The organism is Rhizobium sp. 01T437 (assembly GCF_056398505.1).
This window is the reverse complement of the sequence record NZ_JBFTPM010000002.1, coordinates 419,968-440,871: the sequence shown is the minus strand read 5'-3', so window position 1 is coordinate 440,871 and position 20,904 is coordinate 419,968. Positions and strand designations below refer to the sequence as shown.

19 protein-coding genes and 1 pseudogene are annotated in these 20,904 nt (G+C 60.9%); 12 read left to right on the top strand and 8 right to left on the bottom strand.

Annotated features, from left to right (window positions below; translation table 11 throughout):
* Nucleotides 1-13 precede the first annotated feature (13 nt).
* The 4 genes from AC1DM5_RS05575 (at nucleotide 14) to AC1DM5_RS05560 (ending at nucleotide 6,407) form a co-directional block, all read left to right on the top strand.
* Nucleotides 14-934, top strand: coding sequence for a DUF58 domain-containing protein (locus AC1DM5_RS05575; RefSeq protein WP_477819809.1), 921 nt, complete (start codon nucleotides 14-16; stop codon nucleotides 932-934).
* Entirely contained in the window at nucleotides 931-3,750 is a 2,820-nt protein-coding gene (locus tag AC1DM5_RS05570) for a DUF4159 domain-containing protein (RefSeq protein ID WP_477974720.1), read from the top strand. The genes AC1DM5_RS05575 and AC1DM5_RS05570 overlap by 4 nt, the downstream gene beginning before the upstream one ends.
* 1 nt (nucleotide 3,751) lies before the next feature.
* Complete coding sequence (locus tag AC1DM5_RS05565; RefSeq protein ID WP_477819807.1) at nucleotides 3,752-5,824, top strand: hypothetical protein; 2,073 nt, start codon at nucleotides 3,752-3,754, stop codon at nucleotides 5,822-5,824.
* 166 nt (nucleotides 5,825-5,990) lie between these two features.
* On the top strand, nucleotides 5,991-6,407 hold the full coding sequence (locus AC1DM5_RS05560; RefSeq protein ID WP_477819806.1) for a GNAT family N-acetyltransferase: 417 nt from the start codon (nucleotides 5,991-5,993) through the stop codon (nucleotides 6,405-6,407).
* A 102-nt stretch (nucleotides 6,408-6,509) separates the two neighbouring features.
* Here the strand turns inward: AC1DM5_RS05560 and AC1DM5_RS05555 are convergent.
* A pseudogene (locus tag AC1DM5_RS05555) lies at nucleotides 6,510-7,083 on the bottom strand (GNAT family N-acetyltransferase).
* Between the two features lie 210 nt (nucleotides 7,084-7,293).
* On the opposite strand from AC1DM5_RS05555, the gene AC1DM5_RS05550 reads away from it, so the two are divergent.
* The gene (locus tag AC1DM5_RS05550; RefSeq protein ID WP_477819805.1) at nucleotides 7,294-8,283 is read left to right on the top strand and encodes a glutathione S-transferase family protein; all 990 of its coding nucleotides are present in this window, start codon (nucleotides 7,294-7,296) and stop codon (nucleotides 8,281-8,283) included.
* 3 nt (nucleotides 8,284-8,286) lie between these two features.
* On the opposite strand, the gene AC1DM5_RS05545 is transcribed toward AC1DM5_RS05550, so the two are convergent.
* A complete protein-coding gene (locus AC1DM5_RS05545; protein WP_477819804.1) occupies nucleotides 8,287-8,766 on the bottom strand; it encodes an NUDIX domain-containing protein in 480 nt (159 codons plus the stop codon).
* A gap of 68 nt (nucleotides 8,767-8,834) precedes the next feature.
* On the opposite strand from AC1DM5_RS05545, the gene AC1DM5_RS05540 reads away from it, so the two are divergent.
* From AC1DM5_RS05540 to AC1DM5_RS05525, 4 genes are all read left to right on the top strand, one after another.
* Entirely contained in the window at nucleotides 8,835-9,743 is a 909-nt protein-coding gene (locus tag AC1DM5_RS05540; protein WP_477974718.1) for a metallophosphoesterase family protein, read from the top strand.
* Between the two features lie 159 nt (nucleotides 9,744-9,902).
* The gene (locus AC1DM5_RS05535) at nucleotides 9,903-10,463 is read left to right on the top strand and encodes a tetratricopeptide repeat protein (RefSeq protein WP_113321999.1); all 561 of its coding nucleotides are present in this window, start codon (nucleotides 9,903-9,905) and stop codon (nucleotides 10,461-10,463) included.
* Between the two features lie 221 nt (nucleotides 10,464-10,684).
* Entirely contained in the window at nucleotides 10,685-11,197 is a 513-nt protein-coding gene (locus AC1DM5_RS05530; protein ID WP_477819802.1) for an RNA polymerase sigma factor, read from the top strand.
* A 5-nt stretch (nucleotides 11,198-11,202) separates the two neighbouring features.
* Nucleotides 11,203-12,039: an anti-sigma factor family protein gene (locus AC1DM5_RS05525; RefSeq protein WP_477974716.1), complete on the top strand. Its 837-nt coding sequence runs from the start codon at nucleotides 11,203-11,205 to the stop codon at nucleotides 12,037-12,039.
* 3 nt (nucleotides 12,040-12,042) lie between these two features.
* On the opposite strand, the gene AC1DM5_RS05520 is transcribed toward AC1DM5_RS05525, so the two are convergent.
* Nucleotides 12,043-13,023, bottom strand: a complete 981-nt coding sequence (locus tag AC1DM5_RS05520; RefSeq protein WP_477819800.1) for a quinone oxidoreductase family protein — start codon at nucleotides 13,021-13,023, stop codon at nucleotides 12,043-12,045.
* 98 nt (nucleotides 13,024-13,121) lie between these two features.
* On the opposite strand from AC1DM5_RS05520, the gene AC1DM5_RS05515 reads away from it, so the two are divergent.
* Nucleotides 13,122-13,511, top strand: coding sequence for a winged helix-turn-helix transcriptional regulator (locus AC1DM5_RS05515; RefSeq protein WP_477819799.1), 390 nt, complete (start codon nucleotides 13,122-13,124; stop codon nucleotides 13,509-13,511).
* Between the two features lie 9 nt (nucleotides 13,512-13,520).
* Here the strand turns inward: AC1DM5_RS05515 and leuA are convergent, their stop codons facing one another.
* The 3 genes from leuA to AC1DM5_RS05500 all read right to left on the bottom strand — a co-directional run bounded on the left by leuA (nucleotide 13,521) and on the right by AC1DM5_RS05500 (nucleotide 17,544).
* Nucleotides 13,521-15,254, bottom strand: coding sequence for a 2-isopropylmalate synthase (leuA, locus tag AC1DM5_RS05510; RefSeq protein WP_477819798.1), 1,734 nt, complete (start codon nucleotides 15,252-15,254; stop codon nucleotides 13,521-13,523).
* A 327-nt stretch (nucleotides 15,255-15,581) separates the two neighbouring features.
* Nucleotides 15,582-16,796 carry a benzoate/H(+) symporter BenE family transporter gene (locus tag AC1DM5_RS05505; RefSeq protein WP_477819797.1) on the bottom strand — a complete coding sequence of 405 codons (1,215 nt, stop codon included), beginning with the start codon at nucleotides 16,794-16,796 and terminating at the stop codon, nucleotides 15,582-15,584.
* A 160-nt stretch (nucleotides 16,797-16,956) separates the two neighbouring features.
* The gene (locus AC1DM5_RS05500; RefSeq protein ID WP_477819796.1) at nucleotides 16,957-17,544 is read right to left on the bottom strand and encodes an ATP-dependent Clp protease proteolytic subunit; all 588 of its coding nucleotides are present in this window, start codon (nucleotides 17,542-17,544) and stop codon (nucleotides 16,957-16,959) included.
* A 157-nt stretch (nucleotides 17,545-17,701) separates the two neighbouring features.
* Between AC1DM5_RS05500 and AC1DM5_RS05495 the strand changes: the two genes are divergently transcribed.
* Nucleotides 17,702-18,412: a hypothetical protein gene (locus AC1DM5_RS05495; RefSeq protein ID WP_477819795.1), complete on the top strand. Its 711-nt coding sequence runs from the start codon at nucleotides 17,702-17,704 to the stop codon at nucleotides 18,410-18,412.
* 114 nt (nucleotides 18,413-18,526) lie between these two features.
* Complete coding sequence (locus AC1DM5_RS05490) at nucleotides 18,527-19,276, top strand: DUF2076 domain-containing protein (RefSeq protein ID WP_477819794.1); 750 nt, start codon at nucleotides 18,527-18,529, stop codon at nucleotides 19,274-19,276.
* A gap of 194 nt (nucleotides 19,277-19,470) precedes the next feature.
* On the opposite strand, the gene queF is transcribed toward AC1DM5_RS05490, so the two are convergent.
* Entirely contained in the window at nucleotides 19,471-19,935 is a 465-nt protein-coding gene (queF, locus tag AC1DM5_RS05485) for a preQ(1) synthase (RefSeq protein WP_477819793.1), read from the bottom strand.
* Nucleotides 19,935-20,849 carry a CDF family cation efflux transporter EmfA gene (gene emfA / locus AC1DM5_RS05480; RefSeq protein WP_477819792.1) on the bottom strand — a complete coding sequence of 305 codons (915 nt, stop codon included), beginning with the start codon at nucleotides 20,847-20,849 and terminating at the stop codon, nucleotides 19,935-19,937. The genes queF and emfA overlap by 1 nt, the downstream gene beginning before the upstream one ends.
* Nucleotides 20,850-20,904 lie beyond the last annotated feature (55 nt).

Below are 20,904 nucleotides of genomic sequence, written 5' to 3'. Positions count from 1 at the left end.
GGAAGCGCTGCGCGTGGCATCCATCGGACAGATCGTCAATCCGACACCCGGCAGCGATGCCCTTTCCCGCGCAAGGCAGCGGGCTGCCCTCGTGCCGGATTGCCTGGTCGAAGCCAAGCGCATCGCCAACACCGTGATTGCCGGCTGGCATGGCCGCCGTAAACGCGGTATCGGCGAGAATTTCTGGCAGTTCCGCCCCTATAGCGAAGGTGAAAGCCTGTCGCGCATCGATTGGCGCCGCTCCGCCCGCGACGACCATACCTATGTGCGTGACCGCGAATGGGAGGCTGCCCACACAATCTGGCTCTGGGCCGATATGTCGCCCTCGATGATGTACAAGTCGACCTATGGCAGCGTTTCCAAGGAAAGCCGGGCGCTGGTCATCATGTTGGCGCTTGCCGAGATCCTCGCCCGCTCCGGCGAGCGCATCGGCTGCCCCGGCGTGATGGAACCTGTCTCCGCCCGCAATGCAGCCGAAAGGCTGGCAGCCGCCCTGATGCACACGCCGCTGACTGGCGGACTGCCCGAAACCGCGATGGTGCGCGGTTGGAGCGACCTCATCCTCATCGGCGATTTCCTCGATGACGCGCCTTCCATCATGGCTCGTCTCGGTCCGCTTGCCCGCCGGGGCCTGCGTGGCCATGTGGTCGAGATCGCCGATCCGGCCGAGGAAATCTTCCCCTATAACGGCCGCACCGAATTCACCGATCCGGAGACCGGCGAAAGGCTGACCTCCGGGCGGGCAGAGAGCTTGCGGGAAGCCTATCGCAACGCCTATCTGGCTCGACGCGAAAATCTCGGCCAATCACTGCGCCATCTCGGCTGGACCTTCGTCAGCCACCGCACCGATCACCTGGCGTCCGAAGCGCTGGTTGCCGTCCATATGTATCTTTCCGGCATGCCGGCAAAGGCAACGCATGGAGGACAGTTTTGAGCGCGCTTCCCTTCGCCTTCGCCTATCCCGCCATCCTGGGCGCGCTGATTGCCCTTCCCGTCATCTGGTGGCTGCTGCGGCTCACCCCGCCGCGCCCGCAGGCGGAAGTCTTTCCGCCGCTGAAAATCCTCGCGACTGTGCTGAAGCGCGAGGAAACGCCGGCGAAAAGCCCTTGGTGGCTGACGCTGCTGCGCATGCTTCTGGCAGCCGCCATCATCTTCGCGATCGCCGATCCGGTCTTCAATCCGCGCACCAGCTCGCTCGCATCGGGTGGTCCGCTCGTCCTTTTCGTCGACAATAGCTGGGCTTCGGCACCCGACTGGGAGCGCCGCGTCCAGACGGCCGACGCGCTGATCGACGATGCCGAGACTGCCGGCGCTGTCGTCTCCATCGCCTTCACCGCCGACCCGACCAATAACGCGACACCCGGCACTGCCGCGGCCGCCCGCGAAAAGCTGCGCGCCGCCGAGCCGAAGCCGCTCGTGCCGGATCGCCAGCGGGCTTTCGAAGCGCTGCGCGCCGCCCTGAACGGCACGCATCCCGGCACGCTTGCCTTCCTCACCGACGGTGCGGCAAGCAGCGACAACGATGCTACCGTCCGTCAACTCTCCGACCTTCAGCCCGCCGAACTGCGCGTGATCGAAGGCGATACGGCCCAAACGGTAGCAATCTCGGGCGCCACCAATACGGCCGATGCGATGACGGTCAAGGTGACCCGCCTCAGCCCCGGTGGCGCGGCCTCCGTCCCGCTCAATGCACAGGACGCGCAGGGCCGCGTGATCGCCACCGGCAGAGCCGACTTTGCCCCCGGCCAGATGGCCGTCAATGCCGGCATTTCCGCCCCCTTCGAGATGCGCAACGATTTTGCCCGCGTCAGCATCAATACCGGCGCCACCGCCGGCGCGGTACATCTGCTCGACGATGCCTTCAAGCGCCGCAGGGTCGTGCTTCTCTCGGGCGAAAGCGGCGATGAATTCCAGCCGTTGCTGTCCCCGCTCTACTACATCCAGCGGGCGCTCGAACCCTATGCGGACCTCGTGCGGCCGACCGATGCCAATCTTTCGGTCGCGATCCCAAAACTGCTCGCCAATAATCCCTCGATCATCATCATGGCCGATATCGGCCGCCTTCCGGAGGATACCTACGCGCCCCTGCAGCGCTGGATATCGAATGGCGGCATGCTGCTGCGCTTTGCCGGCCCGCGCCTTGCCGCGGCACCTGCCGAAGATCCACTGATCCCGGTCACCCTGCGCCAGGGGGAACGTGCGCTTGGCGGCAGCCTGTCCTGGAGCGAGCCGCAAGCACTCGCCGAATTCCCTGGATTCAGCCCGTTTGCCGGCATACCGCGTCCAACCGACGTGACGGTCAACCGCCAGGTGCTGGCAGAGCCGACACCCGATCTCGCCGAGCGTACATGGGCAAGCCTTGCCGATGGTACGCCACTCGTGACCATGAACAAGATGAATGCCGGCCAGATCGTGCTCTTCCATGTGAGTGCCGAAGCGACCTGGTCGAACCTGCCGATTTCTGGCACCTTCGTCGAAATGCTGCGCCACCTCATCCAGATCTCGCGCTCCGGCGGGGTAACCTCGGAATCATCAGGCAGTGCGCGCGTTGCCGAAACCCTGCCGCCCTTCCGCATGCTGACCGCCAAGGGCATCCTGGTCGCCGAAACCGGCAATGCCCGCCCGCTGATCCCGAATGCCAAGGCAGCACCCATTGCCAATTTCGACAATCCACCCGGCCTCTATGGTTCCGAAGATGGCTTCACGGCGCTGAACGTTCTGCCCGACAATGCCGAGCTGAAACCACTCGACATCGATGGCGTCAATGTCGTGCGCGCGGGCCTCGTCGGTGGCGAAAGCTGGTCGGCCAAGCCCCTGCTCTTCTTCATCGCCTTCCTGCTGCTTCTGGCCGATAGCCTGATCGTGCTCTTCATGAACGGCGCCTTCTCCCGCATGCGCCCGCGCGTTCGGGCTGCGGCGACGATCGCCGTGGCACTTGCGGCCGGCCTGATGTTGCAGCCGGACATCTCGCATGCCAATGACACCCAGCCGGGCGATGACATCATCATGCAGCGGCTCGACAATACCCATCTCGCCTATGTCGTGACCGGCGAGCAGGATGTGGACAATATTTCCGAAGAGGGGCTCAATGGCCTCACGAGATTCCTGACCTACCGCACCACGCTGGAGCCGTCCCCGCCCGTTGGCATTGACCTGAATAAGGACGAGCTATCCTTCTACCCGATCATCTACTGGCCGATTTCGTCAACCGCGCCGATGCCGTCCAACAACGCCATCAGCCGTATCGACGCATATATGCGCAATGGCGGAACGGTGCTTTTCGACACGCGCGACCAGTTTGACTCCCTCGAAGGCGGCAGCGACACGACCGCCAACGGCCAGCGCCTGCAGCAGATCCTCGCCAATCTGGATATTCCGCCGCTCGAACCCGTTCCGCACGACCATGTGCTGACCAAGTCCTTTTATCTTCTGTCCAGCTTCCCCGGCCGCTACGCCGGCAGCCCGCTCTGGATCGAGGCGCGGCAGGGCGGCCAGAACCAGAACAGCGCCAATAGGCCGGCCGCTGCCGCAGACGGCGTCTCGCCGATCCTGATCACCGCAAACGATTTTGCCGGCGCGTGGGCCGTTGACGACAATGACACGCCGCTGCTGCCCACTGTGCCGCCGGATGAGACGCAGCGMGAATATGCCTTCCGCKCYGGCGTCAACATCATGATGTACATGCTGACCGGCAACTACAAGACAGACCAGGTTCACGTGCCCGACCTGCTCGAACGGCTGGGGCAGTGATATGACACTTGATTATTCACCCTTCCTGCCCTGGCCCTTTTTGGCGGTACTGACCGGCATCGTCCTCCTGATCGCCGTATTCGCGATCTGGCGCGGCATACGCGGCGCATGGATCCGCACGCTTGCGGCGCTGGCGCTACTGGCAGCACTTGCCAATCCGGTACTGCTGCAGGAGGACCGCGACCAGCTTTCAACCATCGTCCCCGTCATCGTCGACCGCAGCCAGAGCCAGCAGACGGCCGACCGCATGAAGATGACGGATGATGCGCTGGCATCCTTGAAAACCCAACTCGCCCGCTTTCCGCAGATCGAGCCCCGCTTCGTGGACGTGAACGAGGACCGCAATTCCGATGTGCCCTCCACACGCCTCTTCGAGGCCCTGTCGGCTTCGATCGCCGATGTCCCGCCCTCGCGCGTCGGCGGCGCGATCATGCTTACGGATGGCGAGGTGCATGATGTGCCCGGCGTCAATCAGGCACTCGGCTTCGACGCGCCGATCCATGGCCTCATCACCGGCAAGCCGAACGAGTTCGACCGCCGCATCGAGGTCATCAAGGCGCCCCGCTTCGGCATCGTCAACGAGGAGCAGCAGCTCGTTCTGCGTGTCTTCGACGACGGCCCGAGCCCCGGCGGCGCTGCGAATGTGACGGTGCGCCTCAACGGCGACGAGATCGCCACCCTGCAGGCAACACCCGGCCAGGATACACCCTTCTCCTTCAAGGTGACCCGCGGCGGCCCGAACGTGCTGGAATTCTCCGTCGCCGGTATTCCCGGCGAAGTGACGGATGCCAATAATCGCGCCGTGCACATCATCGATGGCATCCGCCAGAACCTGCGCGTTCTCCTCGTCTCGGGCGAACCGCATGCAGGCGAGCGCGCCTGGCGCAATCTACTGAAGTCCGACGCATCGGTCGATCTCGTGCATTTCACCATTCTGCGCCCGCCGGAAAAGCAGGACGGCACGCCGATCAACGAGTTGTCGCTGATCGCATTCCCAACCCGAGAGCTCTTCGTCGACAAGATCAAGGATTTCGACCTGATCATCTTCGACCGCTATCAGGATCGCGCCAATGTGCTGCCGATGCTCTATTACGACAACATCGCGCAATATGTGGAAAATGGCGGCGCACTGCTGATCGCCGCCGGTCCTGAACATGCAAGCCCGGAGTCGATCGCGATGACCCCGCTTGCCTCCGTCCTGCCGGCAGAGCCGACCGGCCGGATGATCGAACAGGCCTTCTATCCCCGTCTTTCCGAACAGGGCCGCAAGCACCCCGTCACCCGCGGGCTTGACGGTTCCGGCGATGAGCCGCCGCATTGGGGTCGCTGGTTCCGCAGCGTCGATGTCGAGCGGCCGCAAGGCCAGACCGTCATGGTCGGTGCCGACAACCATCCGCTGCTGGTACTCAACCGCGCCGGCCAGGGCCGTGTCGCCATGTTGCTTTCCGATCAGGGCTGGCTCTGGGCGCGCGGCTTCGAGGGCGGCGGCCCGCATGTCTCGCTCTATCGCCGCATCGCCCACTGGTTGATGAAGGAACCGGCACTGGAGGAAGAGGCGCTGACGGCACGCACCTCCGGTCGTACGCTGGAAATCACCCGCCAGACGATTGGCGATGCCCCTGGAGATGCGGTCGTGCGATACCCCTCAGGCAGGACCGAGAACCTGCCGCTGACGCAGACCGAGCCCGGCCTCTACAAGGCCGAAAAGCGCATGGACGAAATCGGCCTTTTCGAAATCCGCAACGGCGACCTGACGACGCTCGCCCATGTCGGTGCCGTCGATGCGCCGGAATTCAAGGCGATGATTTCGACAACCGCTGCGCTGAAGCCGATCACCGATAAGAGCCGCGGTCTTGTCACACGCGTCGTCAATAATGCCGGCGCCATTGCCGTCCCACCGATCCTGCCGGTGCGCGGCCAGGTGCGTGTGGCCGACAATGATCGCATGACGATCCGTATGACCAATGAGACCGTGCTGAAGGGCATCAATACCTTGCCGCTCTTTGCGGGCTTCGCAGGTGTCGGAATTCTGCTTCTGGCCTTTGGCGCCATGTGGTGGCGTGAAGGACGATAGATGCCTTTCCTGGTCAGATTGAAGCATTCTGTCGGAGCAGATTTTCGTCAGGGCGGAGGTGATTGGCGAAGGGCATACCTCCTGGTACGTCCAAGCCGATCGCTTCCGATCCTGGCGGAAAGATGCCCGGCAGAATGCTTCAATCTGACCAGGAAAGGCATCTGACATGCGGGAATTCGAGCTCACTGCCTCCCCGTCACCGGAAGAGCTCGCCATCATCACCGACGGCCTGACAGCCTTTAACACCGAAGATGTTGGCCCGTCCGAACGGCATGTGCTTGCCGTTCTGATCCGTGACACCGATGGCAAGGTCTCCGGCGGTCTTTCCGGTTACACCGCCTGGGGCTGGCTCTTCGTGCAGATGCTCTACATTCCCGACATGCTGCGCGGCAGTGGCATGGCCGGCAAGATCCTCGCGAAGGCTGAAGAAGAAGCCGCCGCCCGGGGCTGCCGTGGCGCCTGGATCGATACGTTCAACCCGCATGCGCTCAGCGCATACAAGCGTCAGGGCTACGAAGTCTTTGGCGAACTGCCGGATTTCCCCGAGGGCAGGACGCGGACTTTCCTCAAGAAGAACCTCTGACGAGAGCAATTCCAGCAAAAGTGCGCAGCGGTTTTGCGTCAGGAATTGCGTAAGAACAAAGAGATAGAGTGTTTCCGTGATCCGAAGAAGAACGGAAATGCTCTATCGCCGCCAGGCGATCGTGCCTTTCAGCCGCGCATGCGTATCTTCCGCGATCGGGACCACGAGCACACGGCCCGGATCGACGGGACCGGGAAAAGTCAGTGCGCCATAGGCGACCTTCTCGAAGCCGAGCGGGCCGTAATACGGCGGATCACCGACGAGGATGATGGCTTCCGAACCCTTGCGTTTGGCGGCCTCGACCGCGATACGCACCAGTTCCCGGCCAATGCCCTTGCTCTTGTGTGACGGCCGCACAGCAAGCGGTCCCAGGAGATGGCCTTTCACCGTTCCAGCCAGAACCGGCGTCATCCGCACCGAAGCGATCGTCTCGCCGTCGTCGGCGCAGATGAAGGAGAGCGACAGGTCATGCGGTCCCTGCTCGCGAATACGGGCAGCGGCGCGCGTGTGCCGGCCAGGGCCGAATGCTTCTTCGTTGATGTGTTCGATTGCGGCGTCGTGAGACGCATCCTCAGTGAGGTAGACGAGATCGTGCTTGTACATGAGCATGGGAACAGAGACCGTATAGACGCAGATATATGGGTTCGCGAACACGCCGTCGGGCGTTCGGGAGCATCAGCGTCGTCGCAGGCCTCTGAGAATAGACATCAAGCAGGATTCCTGAAATTTGTGAGGAAGGCGGATAGCAGGAAAAATTTCCGTCGTCCATTGCAAAAATTCGGTCAGGAATTAAGCGACCGAGACGCAGTGTTCAATCTTTACCGACCTGCAAAAAGCGGCGTGCTGCGATATCTATGCGCAACGGACAATTTCAGAGGTAAAAAACATGGGCATGCTGGTGGACGGCGTCTGGCATGACGTCTGGTACGATACGAAGGAAACGAAGGGCCATTTCAAGCGTCAGCCCTCGCAGTTCCGCAACTGGATCACGGCTGACGGAGAGGCTGGTCCCAGCGGCAAAGGCGGCTTTAAAGCCGAGGCCGGCCGTTATCACCTCTATGTCTCCCTCGCCTGCCCCTGGGCGCATCGTACGCTGATCTTCCGCAAGCTGAAGAAGCTCGAAGACCTGATTTCCGTTTCGGTCGTCGATCCGCTGATGGTGGAAAATGGCTGGGAGTTCAAGATTGGCAATGGCGCCACCGGTGATCACCTTTTTGGCTCCAAGGCACTCTGGGAAATCTACGTGAAGGCCGATCCGCACTATTCCGGCCGCGTCACCGTACCGGTCCTCTGGGACATCAAGGCGAGCACGATCGTCAACAACGAATCGGCTGAAATCATCCGCATGTTCAACAGCGCCTTCAATCATCTGACGGGCTCGACGGCGGATTATTACCCGCAAGACCTGCGGAGCGATATCGATGCGCTGAACGAGGTGGTCTATGACACCGTCAACAACGGCGTCTACAAGTCGGGCTTTGCCACCACGCAAGCGGCTTATGAGGAGAATGTCGTCAAGCTCTTCGAAACGCTGGATAAGCTCGATGAGCGTCTTGGCAAGGGCCGCTACCTTTTCGGCGATCGCCAGACCGAGGCCGACTGGCGGCTCTTCACGACGCTGGTGCGTTTCGACCCTGTTTATGTCGGCCACTTCAAGTGCAACATCCGCCGCATCGAGGACTACCAAAACCTGTCGGGCTATCTGCGTGACCTTTATCAGACTCCCGGTGTCGTTGAGACGGTAAACCTGCGCCACATCAAGGAGCACTATTACCGCAGTCACAAGACCATCAACCCGGCCGGCATCGTGCCCGTCGGTCCGGCGCTCGATCTCGATCGGCCGCACGGCCGCGACAGGCTCGCAGCCGCAGCCTGAGCCTCACCAGTAATGTGCCGGCTCCGCCTCACCGCGGAGCTCGGCAAGCCTTCTATGCGTCGCTTCAGTCGTTTCAGCCGGCAGATTGTCGATTTCGAAAAAGCCGCTCTCGGCAATTTCCCAGTCCGGCAAGCGCGGCGCAGTCTGTTCCACGATAGCTCGATAGAAGACCACGTGGTCGCGTCGGGTGATGTTGGTATTGAAATAAACGTGAAAGAGCTGCGGCTTGCCCACGATCCTGAGGTTGCCTTCCTCCCGCAATTCCTTGATGAGCGCCTCTTCTGCCGTCTCGTTCCGCTCCAGCCCGCCGCCCGGCATATGCCATCCGCCGGTATAGCCGTGACGAACGAGAAAGAGGCGTCCCTGTTCGTCGAAACAGGCTGCGCGCACCCCCATTGTCATGCCGCGCGCGATGGAAAAATACACGTGCAGCAGCCGCACCAACACTTCCATGTGAAGGGGCCACGTTTGTTTGTCTGCCATGGGTTCTTTCATACTCTCATCGCGGGGATGTGTTTGAATTGTAAATAAGCTGGTCTATGTGTCGTTGCATGTTCAAGCTCGCGCATATCTCCGACGTCCATCTCGGACCCCTGCCCCGCCTTTCCATTCATGAACTTTTTTCAAAACGTATTACGGGCTTTGTGAACTGGCACCGCAACCGGCGCAAGCATCTTTTCGGCAGCACGCTCGATCTGCTTCTGGACGATATCCGCTCACACAAGGCCGACCATCTGGCGGTGACCGGCGACCTCGTCAACCTCGCGAGCGGCATAGAGATCCGGAGCGCGGCAGCCTGGCTGCGCGAACTCGGCGATCCTGCCGCTACATCGGTCGTCCCTGGCAACCACGATGCCTATGTGCCGGGCGCCTATGAGAAGTCGATGCGCGCCTGGTACGACTATGTGCGCGGCGACCTCGCTCCGCCGCAATGGGAAGAAAACCGGCACATATTCCCTTACCTTCGCATCCGCGACAAGGTCGCGATCGTCGGCTGCTCGACCGCCGTTGCGACTCCGCCCTTCGCGGCCTCCGGCTTCTTCGGCGCGCGCCAGGCGCGCGATACGGTCAACATGCTGCGCRCTGCCGGCGAGGCCGGTCTGTTCCGTGTCGTCATGATCCACCATCCGCCGATCCGCGGCGCGACCTCTTTCTATAAACGCATGATCGGCATCCGCCGTTTTGCCGCCATCGTTTCCACCGGCGGAGCCGAGCTCGTGCTGCACGGCCATACCCATCTCAACACCCTCCATTGGCTGCGCGGACAGACAGGCCCGGTACCCGTGGTTGGCATAGCTTCGGCATCGCAAGGACCGGGCGGCATCAAGCCGCGCGCCGCCTACAATCTCTTCTCCATTTCCGGTTCTCCCGGCGCCTGGGAAGTGAAGGGCGAGCGCTTCAGCATAAATGATATGGGCGACGGTATGATGCCGGAAAGTGCAGATATTTTCGCGCTTTAGAGGCGATTGCGGAATCAACTTCGGCAGTTGTTGGATCAACACCTGAAGAGCGATCGCCAATATCGCAACATTGGCAATAAAGGCCGCCGGGGCTCTTGGTATTTTTAAACGTCGGCGTACAATTCAACAACCGCAGCGCTTCAAAACGGAGTACGCCCGATGACTGCTTCTCTTCATCGCCTGTGCAGACTTTCGCTTGTTTCCGTCTTTGCTTTCGGCCTCGCCACGTCGGCTTTCGCGGTCGGTGGCGGGAACGATGACACCTCCCCGCCGCAGAAGACCCAAACGACCAAGACCTGCACCAAGGGCAAGGTCTGGGATGCCAAGAAGAAGGAATGCGTCGATCCGAAGAAGCAGAGCTTCAACGATGACGATCTCTACAAGTTCGCCCGCGAATTTGCCTATACAGGCCAGTATGAGAACGCCATTACGGTGCTCAATCTCGCCAAGAACCAGAACGATCCGCGCATCTTGAACTATCTCGGCTACGCCAACCGCAAGGCCGGCCGCATGGAGCTCGGCATGTCCTACTATAAGAAGGCGCTGCAGCAGGATGAGAATTACATCCTTGCCCGCTCCTATATGGGCATGGCGCTCGCCGAGCAGGGAGATATTCAGGGCGCCCGCGTCCAGCTCGTCGAGATTCGTGATCGCGGCGGCGAAAATACCTGGGCCTATCGCGCTCTGCTGCAGAGCCTGAACGGCTACAGGACATATTGAGGCAAGCTCCGCGGGGTATGGTGCGGAAATCCCTTGGGATGGGATAGATGAATTGAACCCCGCGCTTGCGAAATACAGGCGACTTGTTCCATAAAAGCCGCCTGTATGGCCGGGATGAATACGATGGCTTCGCACCCGCCGGGCAAGGCCCGCATGCGAAGCTGGCCCATATTTGAAGCTGGTATGAGTTTCGGCCAATGTGAGTGCTTCTTGGAAAAACCATGCGCCAACCCGCCACCACCACCGATATCCGGCGTGATCTCGTCGGTCTCCTGCCCCGCCTCCGCCGCTTTGCCATCACGCTCGCGGGAGAGACGGCTGCGGCCGATGAGCTGGTCCAGGCGGTCTGTCTGCGTGCAATTTCCAAAGGGCATCAGTGGAATGGCGAAGGCAGGTTGGAAAGCTGGATCTACACACTGGCCCGCCAGCAATGGGCCGATGACAGCCGCAAGCGCAAGCCGCGTCCGGTCGCACGGGGCAATGTAACCGATATCCGCGATGCCATTCGCGACCGTACAGCGTTCGTCGATACCGACGCCCTGCACCGTATGCTCGCGGAAATGCCCGAGGGCGTGGCCAGCATCTTCGTGCTGATCGACGTGGAAGGTCACAGCTATCAGCAGGCAGCCGAAATCATGGGCATCGCAATTGGCGGCATTGCCGGTCAGCTTGCGACCGCACGACTCCATTTCGCCGCATTGTCCGGTCACAATCCGCCCGTCCACAGGTATTGACTGATTTGCTTGATTTCAAAAAACAGCCGCTTGAAGCCCAGCTTGCCGCCCTCCTCGACGGCGAAACCACATCGGAACAGAAGCTGGAGCTGGAAAGCAGGCTGGCAACGGATGAAAACGCCCGCAAGATCTACGATAAGCTCCGCCACGGCGTCGATTTCGGCCGTCGCAAGTTGGACGACATGCTGAAGGAACCTGTTCCGCTGGCGCTTGTTCGCTCCATCAAGAGCACGCAGCCGCCGAAAACGCCCATTGCCCAGCGCAACGCGCGCCCGCAGCTGAAGCTCGCGCCGAACGGCCGCCAGGCGCTTGCCGCAGCCCTCATTCTCTTCGTCGTCGGCGGTGGCATCGGCTATTTCATCGGCAATGCGCCAGATACGGATGACGCCACACCGGTCGCAGCCCCCCAGATCAACACCAATGACTGGCTGGGTGACGTCACCGCCTTCCAGCGGCTTCTCGTGCGCCAGCCGCGCCACCTCGTCGAAGTGCCGGCCTCGCAGTCAGAGGAAATCTCCTCCTGGCTGACGACCGCGATCGGCGTGCCGTTTCGCGTGCCGGACCTTTCCGCAGAAACCTGGACCTTCCAGGGCGCGCGCGTGATCCTTGGTGACAGCCGCCCTGTCGGCCAGCTCGTCTATTCCAATGCCGATGGCGATATCATCTCGATCTGTTTCCGCAAGGATGCGCAGCCGCCGGAAACGGAAGACTTCAAGGAAACGATCCGTGACGAGATCGGCCTCGTAACCTGGCACAATGCCGGCACGTCCTATGTACTGGCAGGCCCCTCCGCCGAAGCCACGCTCAGCCAGCTCGCCATGGAAATCGCCGCCGCCATTTGACGGTTATGGCACCAGCACGACTTTTCCGCTGACCCGACGCTCCTCAAGCGCACGATGTGCCTCAGCGACTTCATCAAGCGAAAACCGACCGCCTTGCACGATCTTCAGCCCTCCGGATGCGGCAAGATCGAAGAGAGCCGCCAGATCACCCTTCCATTTGTCTCCCGCAATCAGCGGCAAGAGTGAAAAGCCCTTCAGCGACTGGTTCATATCGAGCATGGAGCCGATCTCGGAACACTCCAGCGAGAACCGCCCCATGGCCGCAAACAGCATTTCTCCGGCGGGAGCAAGCGCAGCCGGAGACGCCCTCGCGATATCGCCGCCGACCGTCTCGTAGATGACATCGGCACCCTGCCCTCCGGTCGCTGTCCTGACCGAACCAGTCCACTCTTTGGCGGTGTAATCGACTGCCAGATCGGCGCCGAGCGAGAGTGCAAGCTGCCTCTTCGCCTCACTGCCGGCCGCTGCAATGACCATGCTCGCCCCTTCGAACCCGGCAAGCTGAAGCAACAGAGACCCAACTCCACCGCCAGCAGCGTTGACGAGCACCACCTTTCCCTTCGGCGGGCTACGACGCACCATGTGCAGAGCCGTCAGGCCCTGCACCATCAACGCCGTCGCATCCGCAAAGGAAAGGCCGTCCGACAAATGCACCGCCGCTCCAGCATCCACAGCCACATATTCGGCATAACCGCCGAAGCCACGCCCGATTGCAAAGAGCGGCACGGCGACACGCGCGCCAAGCAGCGACGGATCGGCATCCGCCCCAAAATCTTCGACGATGCCTGCCACTTCCACACCAGGAAAGACAGGCAGGTGTGGGGTCACGGCATAGCGATCCGCCCGCATAAGAACCTCGAAGAAATTGACGCCGGCGGCATGGACGCGCACCAGCACTTCGCCGCCCTTTAGCTTCGGGATCGGCACCTCTACAGTTTCGAGAACCTCAGGCGGACCGAAGCGGGTGAATTGAACGGCTTTCATGGCAGACCTCACGTTTTGATGGCGTAAGGCAGGCTCTAGCACTCGATTTACGGTTCAAAATACACACATATCAGTGCCATACCCACCAGGAGGTGACCATGGCCGAGCCTATGAAAAGATTGCCGAAACTCCCCGTGGAACGGGCCTTGAAGGTCATTTCCGGGCGATGGAAACCCGTCATTCTCTATCATGTCTTCTCAGGACCGAAACGGCTTTCAGAGCTCAAGCGCATGATACCCGAGATCACCCAGAAGGTGCTGATCCAGCAGTTGCGGGAGATGGAGGAGCACGGCCTTGTACGCCGAGAAGTCTTTGCCGAAGTGCCCGCTCGGGTGGAATATACCGCGACTGAACTCGGACTCGGGCTGGAGCCGATTCTGTTTGCTCTCTGCCAATGGGGACAGAGCCACGCGGAAGCGAAGGGCGAGCTCGATGAGCTCGCCGATTGCATCGTCAGGCCGCGTCACTCCGAGGCGATCGCGGCCTGATCAGAATGGTCAGATCTTGCCGGCCTTCACGTCGAGCACGCGGTTGGCAGCCGAGACGATCGCTTCGAGTGACGCGGCCACGATGTTGGTGTTGATGCCGGCACCAAAGAGCTTGCCGCCCGGATAGGATGTCTCGACATAGGAGATGGCGGCGGCATTCGAGCCGTGCTGCAGCGAATGCTCCGAATAATCCTCGACCGACATCTCGATACCGAGATAGTGCGACAGCGCATTGATGAAGCCATCAATCGGGCCGTTGCCACGGCCTTCGATACGCTTGATCTCACCATTGTCGGTAATCTCGGCCGCCACAATCCGCTGTCCCTTGTGCTCTGTATCGGGATAGGTGTGGTGGTCGACGAACCGGAGACGGGCGCCCGGCTGGGTCACGTAGCGCTCGATAAAACGGTCGTGGATGCGCTTCGAAGGAAGCTCCTTGCCCTCTTCATCGGTGATGCGCTGGATGTCCTCGCGGAATTCGACCTGCAGGTTGCGCGGCAGGTTGAGCCCGTAATCCTGTTGCAGGATATAGGCGATGCCACCCTTGCCCGACTGCGAATTGATGCGAATGATCGCTTCGTAGGAGCGGCCGACGTCACGCGGGTCGATCGGCAGGTAAGGCACTTCCCAGACCGGATGGTTGGCAACCTGCGCCGCCTTCATGCCCTTGTTGATCGCATCCTGATGCGAACCGGAAAAGGCCGTGTAGACCAGTTCGCCGACGTAGGGATGACGCTCTGCGATCGCCATCTGGTTCGAATATTCGAACACTTCCTTGATGCGTTCGATGTTCGAGCAGTCGATTTCCGGATCGACGCCCTGCGTGAACATGTTGAGCGCCATGGTGACGACGTCGACATTGCCGGTGCGCTCGCCATTGCCGAAGAGCGTGCCCTCAACGCGATCGGCGCCTGCCAGCAGCGCCAATTCGGCAGCGGCAATACCGGTGCCGCGGTCATTATGCGGGTGCAGCGAGATGATCAGGTTTTCTCTGTTATCGAGATTGCGGCACATCCATTCGATCTGGTCGGCATAGACGTTCGGCGTCGCCATTTCGACGGTCGAGGGCAGATTGATGATGAGCTTGTTGTCAGGCGTCGGCTTCATGACTTCGATGACGGCGTTGCAGATTTCCAGCGCCACATCCAGTTCTGTGCCGGTGAAGCTCTCCGGCGAATATTCGAAACGGTAGCCGCCGCCGGCCTTGGCAGCCATGTCTGTGATCATCTTGGCGGCATCGACGGCGATCTGCTTGATGCCCTGCACATCCTTGGCGAACACAACGCGGCGCTGCAATTCGCTGGTCGAATTATAGAAATGCACGATCGGCCGGTTGGCACCTTCCAGCGCTTCGAAGGTACGCGTGATCAGCTCAGGCCGGCACTGCACCAGCACCTGCAGCGAAACGTCATCGGGCACATTGCCCTCTTCGATGCACCAGCGGGCAAAATCGAAATCGGTCTGCGAGGCAGAGGGGAAACCGATCTCGATTTCCTTGAAGCCCATCTCAAGCAACAGCTGGAACATGCGCGCCTTGCGGTCATGTCCCATCGGATCGACGAGCGCCTGATTGCCGTCGCGCAGGTCGACGGAGCACCAGATCGGCGCCTTGGTGATGGTCTTGGTCGGCCAGGTGCGGTCGGGAATGTTTACCTGCGGATAAGGCCGGTACTTCATGCCGGCGTCGGGCATGCCCTTGGCGGAAGCAGCGCTTGCGGAGGATCGGCTGGTGTTCGTATCCATTGTCTTGTCTCCTCGTCCCGGCATTTGCCCCGCGTCTTAGCCGATCATATCTGGCTTGGCGACTGCAAATGCGGACCTTTACTCGGTCGTTTGGTCAATTTTGAGAGTGAGTCGCGAGGAGCGATGGCCGGGCGGGCTTTCGGCCGCCGGGCGCTCCTCAAAGGACCCGGCAACCGCGCGTAAGGCCGAGGAGAAGAAGCGAAGTCAGGGCGCGCGTATTGTCACGCAGGGCCGTGCGGCCGCGTGCAATCGTGTCGGAAATCCGTGCGCTTGTGCTCTTCATGACCGCGCTTATAGCCTTCGCCGCAAATTCCGGCAACCCCTCGCCTATTTTTTCCGCGCCTGCACTATCCGGGACAGCGCAAGCATCAGCCCGCCGGCGATCAGGCCCCAGAAGGCGCCGGAGATGCCACCGAAGGAAACTCCGGAAGCCGTGACAAGAAAGGTGATAGCCGCCGCCTCACGTGACTCCGGCGCTTGGAAGGCAGCCATGGCAGAACCGGAGAAGGCGCCGACCAGTGCAAGACCGGCAACGGCCTCAATCAGAATCGGCGGCGCCAGCGCGACAAAGGCGGTCACCGCCCCGGCAAGCAGGCCGAAAATGACGTAACCGACACCCGAAATCAGCGCTGCCCAATAGCGCAGCGAAGGATCGGCATGCGCATCCTGCCCGGCGCACATCGCTGCCGTGATCGCCGCCAGGTTGACCGCATGCCCGCCGAAGGGCGCCGCCAGAAGCGAGAAGACGCCGGTCACGGCAAAGAGCGGGCCTGGCATCGGATCATAGTGATTGACCTTCAGCACCGCGATACCAGGAATATTCTGCGAGGCCATCGTCACAATGAAGAGCGGCAGGGCAATGGACACGAAACCGGCGAGATTGAAGACCGGATGGACGATGTCGATAACGGGCACCAGCGACTGTTCGAGTGATGCAAACGCCCCCTCGGGAATATCGACTCCGAACGCCAGCACCAGCGCGAAGGCCACCAGCGCTGCCGGCACCGCCCACAGCCGCTTGAAGGCGCCGACCACGATCCAGGTCAGAATGATCGGCAGGCCTAGCAGCGGATTGAAGGCAATGGCCTTGACCGGGGCAAAACAGAGACCGAGCAGCACGCCCGACAGCATTGCATTGGCAAGCGGCGCCGGAATGGCGGCGACCGCACGCCCGAGCGGCTTGAACAGCCCGGCAATGACGATAAGCAAACCGCAAAGAATGAAAGCCCCAACCGCCGCATTGAAGCCGCCGTCGATCGTGCCGATGCTGGCAAGCAGCGCAGCCCCCGGCGTCGACCAGGCGATGCTGACCGGCAGACGCGTGACGGCGCTGAGCACGATGGCGCAAAGTCCCATCGAGATCGACAACGCCATCAGCCCGGAGGCCGCCTGCGCATCCGTCGCGCCCACTGCCTGCAATCCATGCAACACGACCGCAAAGGAGCTGGTAAACCCGACGAAAGCCGTCAGAAGACCCATGAACAGGCTCTGGACGGAAAAATCTTTGAGCATGGCGCGACTCCGGCTGCGAAGATTGCGCATGGAGCCGCATAAGCGGGAGGCGCGCAAGCCGGATTGCCGCCGGAAATGTTCGCTTGGGCGGCAATCCCCCAGATTACACGGCGCTATGTCGGTAGATATGGAAACCCCCGCCTGCGACTGGCAGACGGGGCGTATATTCAAAAAGCCAGGTGGCGAAAGATCAGATTTCGCTCTGCGAGGTCACGACGCGAGAGACGAGACCATAGGCGACGGCATCTTCAGCCGAGAGCCAGTAATCGCGGTCGATATCCTTGGCGATCTTTTCTTCCGACTGGCCAGTTGCCTTCGAGAAGATCTTGATGAGGCGTTCGTTCATCTTGATGATTTCGCGTGCCTGGATCTCGATGTCCGAAGCCATGCCGCGCGTGCCGCCTGACGGCTGGTGCAGCAGGAAGCGGGTGTTCGGCAGGCAGATGCGACGTTCCTTCGGAGCCGCGGCATAGATGAGCGCACCAGCCGAGGCAACCCAGCCCGTGCCGATCATCCAGACCTTCGGCTTGATGAACTTGATCATGTCGTGGATGGAATCGCCGGATTCGACGTGACCGCCGGGCGAATTCACATAGATACGAATATCTTCGTCATTGGCGGCTGAAAGCGCCACGAGCTGGGTGCTAACCTTCTGCGCCAGTTCCTGCGTGATCGGCCCATAGATGAAGATCGAACGCGACTTGAAAAGGTTCGCCTCCGTTTCCTTGCCGAGCGGCAGTTCCTTCGTCTTGTCGTCCTGATCTTCTTCTTCGTTCATTCGAACCTCTCTCACGTCTAATGCGGTTCCTCGCACATAGTGCGACTCAATGCGTAAAACAATGCAGGAGAAAGAGGAAGCAGGAAGCGGTGAAGATATTCTTATGACAAACGGACGATATCATCGCATCCTCTGAAAAGACCGGGAGAAACGCAAAATGACCTCCTCCTTTCTGCGTGCCGCCATCAGCAACAATGCATTCTGGTGCGATGCCGTCTGCAAAGCGCTGGGCTCGCCCGGTGAGTTTACGGCCACACTGTGGTTTCATCGCCGAGCCACACCGCCCTTCTATCCCGATGCCGTAACGCTGACCGAGGCAGACGGCGAGCAAACGGAGACGATCGCGACGCTGATCAATAGCGAGAAACGGGACTGGGCGATCAAGGACAGCTATGCGGCCCTCGATCTTGCGCCGCTCGGCTTCAAGCTGCTGTTCGAAGCTGAATGGATCGGCATGCGCACGCCGGTCTCGGCGCCGTCTCCAATCACTTGGCAGCGCATGGAAAGCGCTGCCGATCTTGCGCAATGGGAGGCGGCATGGGGCAAAGCGAACGGTCCGGTAACGCAGAAGATATTTACCGAGCCACTGCTGCACGATCCCGAAATCGCCTTTCTGCTCGGCTTCGAACACGGCAAGCCGATCGGCGGCGGCATCCTCAATCACCACGCCGGCGTCGTCGGCCATTCGAACCTTTTTGCCGAGGGCCGGCACAGTGAAACCATCCGCCGTGGGCTGATTGCGCAGGCAGCGGAACTCTATCCGCGAGAACCGTTTGTCGGTTACGAACGCGGCGACGAGCTGGACGAGGCGCTGCGCGCGGGCTTCGAACTTCTGGGACCGCTGCGCGTCTGGCTGAAGGAGGCCTGAGCTTACTGAAATGTAAGTTGCCAAGGCTTTGAAATGCCCCAATCGCTTCCTAACTCAGCCTTAGCGGCCCATCCGCCGAATGTTAAAGCCGCAGAACTTTAGAGGAGACAGGACATGTCACCGGAAGAACGCCAATTGCTAACCGCCCTCTTCGATCGCGTGCGTACCGCCGACGCCACGCCGCGCGATCCGGAAGCCGAAACGCTGATATCGGAAGCGACCCGTGCACAACCCTCCGCCACCTACTATCTGGCGCAGGCCGTCATCGTGCAGGAAAAGGGCCTGGAAGCTGCGGCCAATCACATCAAGGAGCTTGAAGAGCGCGTCCGGCAGTTCGAAGCGGGCGAAACCGATCACCGCCGGGCCGAACAAGGCGGCTTTCTGAGCTCCATCTTCGGCAATACGCAGACGCAACAGCCGGCGCCCGCACCCGGCCCATGGGGTGGCGCTCCGAGAGACAGTTACGAGCAGCCACGCGGCTACGACAATACCCGCCAGGTGCCGCAGCAACCGTCAGGCCCCTGGAGCCAGCAGGCCTATGCACCGTCCGCCGGCGGCAGTTTCCTGCGCGGCGCCCTCGGCACGGCAGCCGGCGTTGCCGGCGGCATGCTGCTTGCCAATTCGCTCAGTGGCATTTTCGGCAACCACATGTCGTCACTCGGCTTGGGTTCACCTTTCGGCGGCGCCAATCCCTTCGGCAATGCGAGCGCGCCCACCGAGGAAACCGTTATCAACAATTACTACGGCGACAACAATAAGGCTGACGACAACCAAGCCGACAATAACGACAATATCCAGCAGGCCGATTACGACGACAACGACGATTTTACAGATGACTCCGGCGACGACACGACGGATGTCTAGGATTTAGCTGTAAGGAAAGAGCGGCAGTTGGTTTCAATTGCCGCACCGTTTCCCGGCCCTTCGCCTTAAGCTCAGGGCGTTCGCCGTTGCAATCGATTCAGAGCAATTCCAGAAAAAGTGCCAAGCGGTTTTTCGTCCGGAATTGCGAAAAACAAAGCAGTGCATCGATTGCTCGGGCTGCGCCCGACCACGGCTCACCCACGCCCACGATAGGTCGCAACGCCCTGATCCGGCAGCCATACACCTTCCGGCGGCTTGCCTGTCTGCCAGAAGACGTCAATCGGAATGCCGCCGCGCGGATACCAGTACGCGCCGATGCGCAACCATTTCGGATCGAGAAGCTCGACGATCCTCTTGGCGATATAGATCGAGCAATCCTCGTGAAAGGCGCCGTGATTGCGGAAGGAATGCAGAAAGAGCTTCAACGACTTCGATTCCACCAGGAATTCGTTCGGAATGAAATCGATGACGATATGGGCGAAATCCGGCTGTCCGGTCATTGGGCAGAGCGACGTGAATTCCGGCGCGGTGAAGCGCACGACATAGTCGGTTCCGGCATGATTGGACGGCACTTTTTCCAGAACTGCCTCTTCGGGGCTCTTGGCGCTTTCAGTCTGCTGGCCCAGCATCGAAAGGCTGGAAACGTCTGTATTGGGCATTACGCCTCCTTGATCACTTTGACGCGGATGCCATGGGCTTTTTCGCCCTCCGGCTCCACGTGAATGGCAATTGTCGAGCCCGAATGCGCGGCCCGAATGGCATCTTCAAGGCGATCGCAAATATCATGGGCTTCCCGCACAGTCATCTTGGCGGGCACGACGAGATGGAAATCGACGAAGGTCACCGACCCGGCGCGCCGCGTCTTCAGGTCATGCACGCCGATCGAGCCTGCCGCATGGGTGGCAATCGCCTGCTTGATCGCCTCCTCCTCCTGCGGTTCGACCGCCTGGTCCATCAGCCCGCCGATCGACTGCGAGATCACCTTCCAGCCCTGATAGAGGATGTTGAGCGCAACGAGAATGGCGAGAATGGGGTCGAAGATCGCATAACCGGTCGCAAGCGCCAGAAGCAGGCCGACGAGAACGCCGACAGAAGTGACCACATCCGACATGATGTGCTGCCCGTCCGCCGTCAGTGCCGCAGAGCGATGCTTGCGCCCCGTGCGGATCAAAAGCCGCGCCCAGACGGCATTGATGACACCGGCCGCGAAGTTGATCGAAAGACCGAGCATCGGTGCCTCGAGCATGCGCGGATCTGCGAGATGGTTCACGGCCTCCTGCACGATCAGCAGTGCGGCGACGACGATCATCACCCCTTCGGTGACGGCCGAAAGATATTCCGCCTTATGGTGGCCGAAGGGATGGTCGTGGTCGGCGGGCTTCTGCGCGTAGCGGATGACGAAAAAGGCGATGAAGGCCGCCACGACATTAACGAAGGATTCCAGCCCGTCGGAGAGCAGCGCCACGGAGCCCGTCACCCACCAGGCGACCATCTTCAGCCCTAGAACGCCGAGCGACAGGGGAATGCCCCAGAACGCCAGTTTCCGAACCGTGAGATTGCCTTCTTCGTTCATATCATCCCCCTGCGGATGCGAATGAATTGCAGCATTTAAGCCATTGAAACGCAAA

What these genes read in the sequence shown, in the direction of transcription:
- leuA (WP_477819798.1), bottom strand. Translation starts at nt 15,254, where the DNA reads ATGGATACGAACACCAGCCGATCCTCCGCAAGCGCTGCTTCCGCCAAG.
- emfA (WP_477819792.1), bottom strand. Translation starts at nt 20,849, where the DNA reads ATGAACGAAGAAGGCAATCTCACGGTTCGGAAACTGGCGTTCTGGGGC.
- AC1DM5_RS05565 (WP_477819807.1), top strand. Translation starts at nt 3,752, where the DNA reads ATGACACTTGATTATTCACCCTTCCTGCCCTGGCCCTTTTTGGCGGTA.
- AC1DM5_RS05505 (WP_477819797.1), bottom strand. Translation starts at nt 16,796, where the DNA reads ATGCGCAATCTTCGCAGCCGGAGTCGCGCCATGCTCAAAGATTTTTCC.
- AC1DM5_RS05515 (WP_477819799.1), top strand. Translation starts at nt 13,122, where the DNA reads ATGGCCGAGCCTATGAAAAGATTGCCGAAACTCCCCGTGGAACGGGCC.
- AC1DM5_RS05495 (WP_477819795.1), top strand. Translation starts at nt 17,702, where the DNA reads ATGACCTCCTCCTTTCTGCGTGCCGCCATCAGCAACAATGCATTCTGG.
- AC1DM5_RS05530 (WP_477819802.1), top strand. Translation starts at nt 10,685, where the DNA reads ATGCGCCAACCCGCCACCACCACCGATATCCGGCGTGATCTCGTCGGT.
- AC1DM5_RS05545 (WP_477819804.1), bottom strand. Translation starts at nt 8,766, where the DNA reads ATGGCAGACAAACAAACGTGGCCCCTTCACATGGAAGTGTTGGTGCGG.
- AC1DM5_RS05550 (WP_477819805.1), top strand. Translation starts at nt 7,294, where the DNA reads ATGGGCATGCTGGTGGACGGCGTCTGGCATGACGTCTGGTACGATACG.
- queF (WP_477819793.1), bottom strand. Translation starts at nt 19,935, where the DNA reads ATGCCCAATACAGACGTTTCCAGCCTTTCGATGCTGGGCCAGCAGACT.
- AC1DM5_RS05560 (WP_477819806.1), top strand. Translation starts at nt 5,991, where the DNA reads ATGCGGGAATTCGAGCTCACTGCCTCCCCGTCACCGGAAGAGCTCGCC.
- AC1DM5_RS05520 (WP_477819800.1), bottom strand. Translation starts at nt 13,023, where the DNA reads ATGAAAGCCGTTCAATTCACCCGCTTCGGTCCGCCTGAGGTTCTCGAA.
- AC1DM5_RS05490 (WP_477819794.1), top strand. Translation starts at nt 18,527, where the DNA reads ATGTCACCGGAAGAACGCCAATTGCTAACCGCCCTCTTCGATCGCGTG.
- AC1DM5_RS05500 (WP_477819796.1), bottom strand. Translation starts at nt 17,544, where the DNA reads ATGAACGAAGAAGAAGATCAGGACGACAAGACGAAGGAACTGCCGCTC.
- AC1DM5_RS05535 (WP_113321999.1), top strand. Translation starts at nt 9,903, where the DNA reads ATGACTGCTTCTCTTCATCGCCTGTGCAGACTTTCGCTTGTTTCCGTC.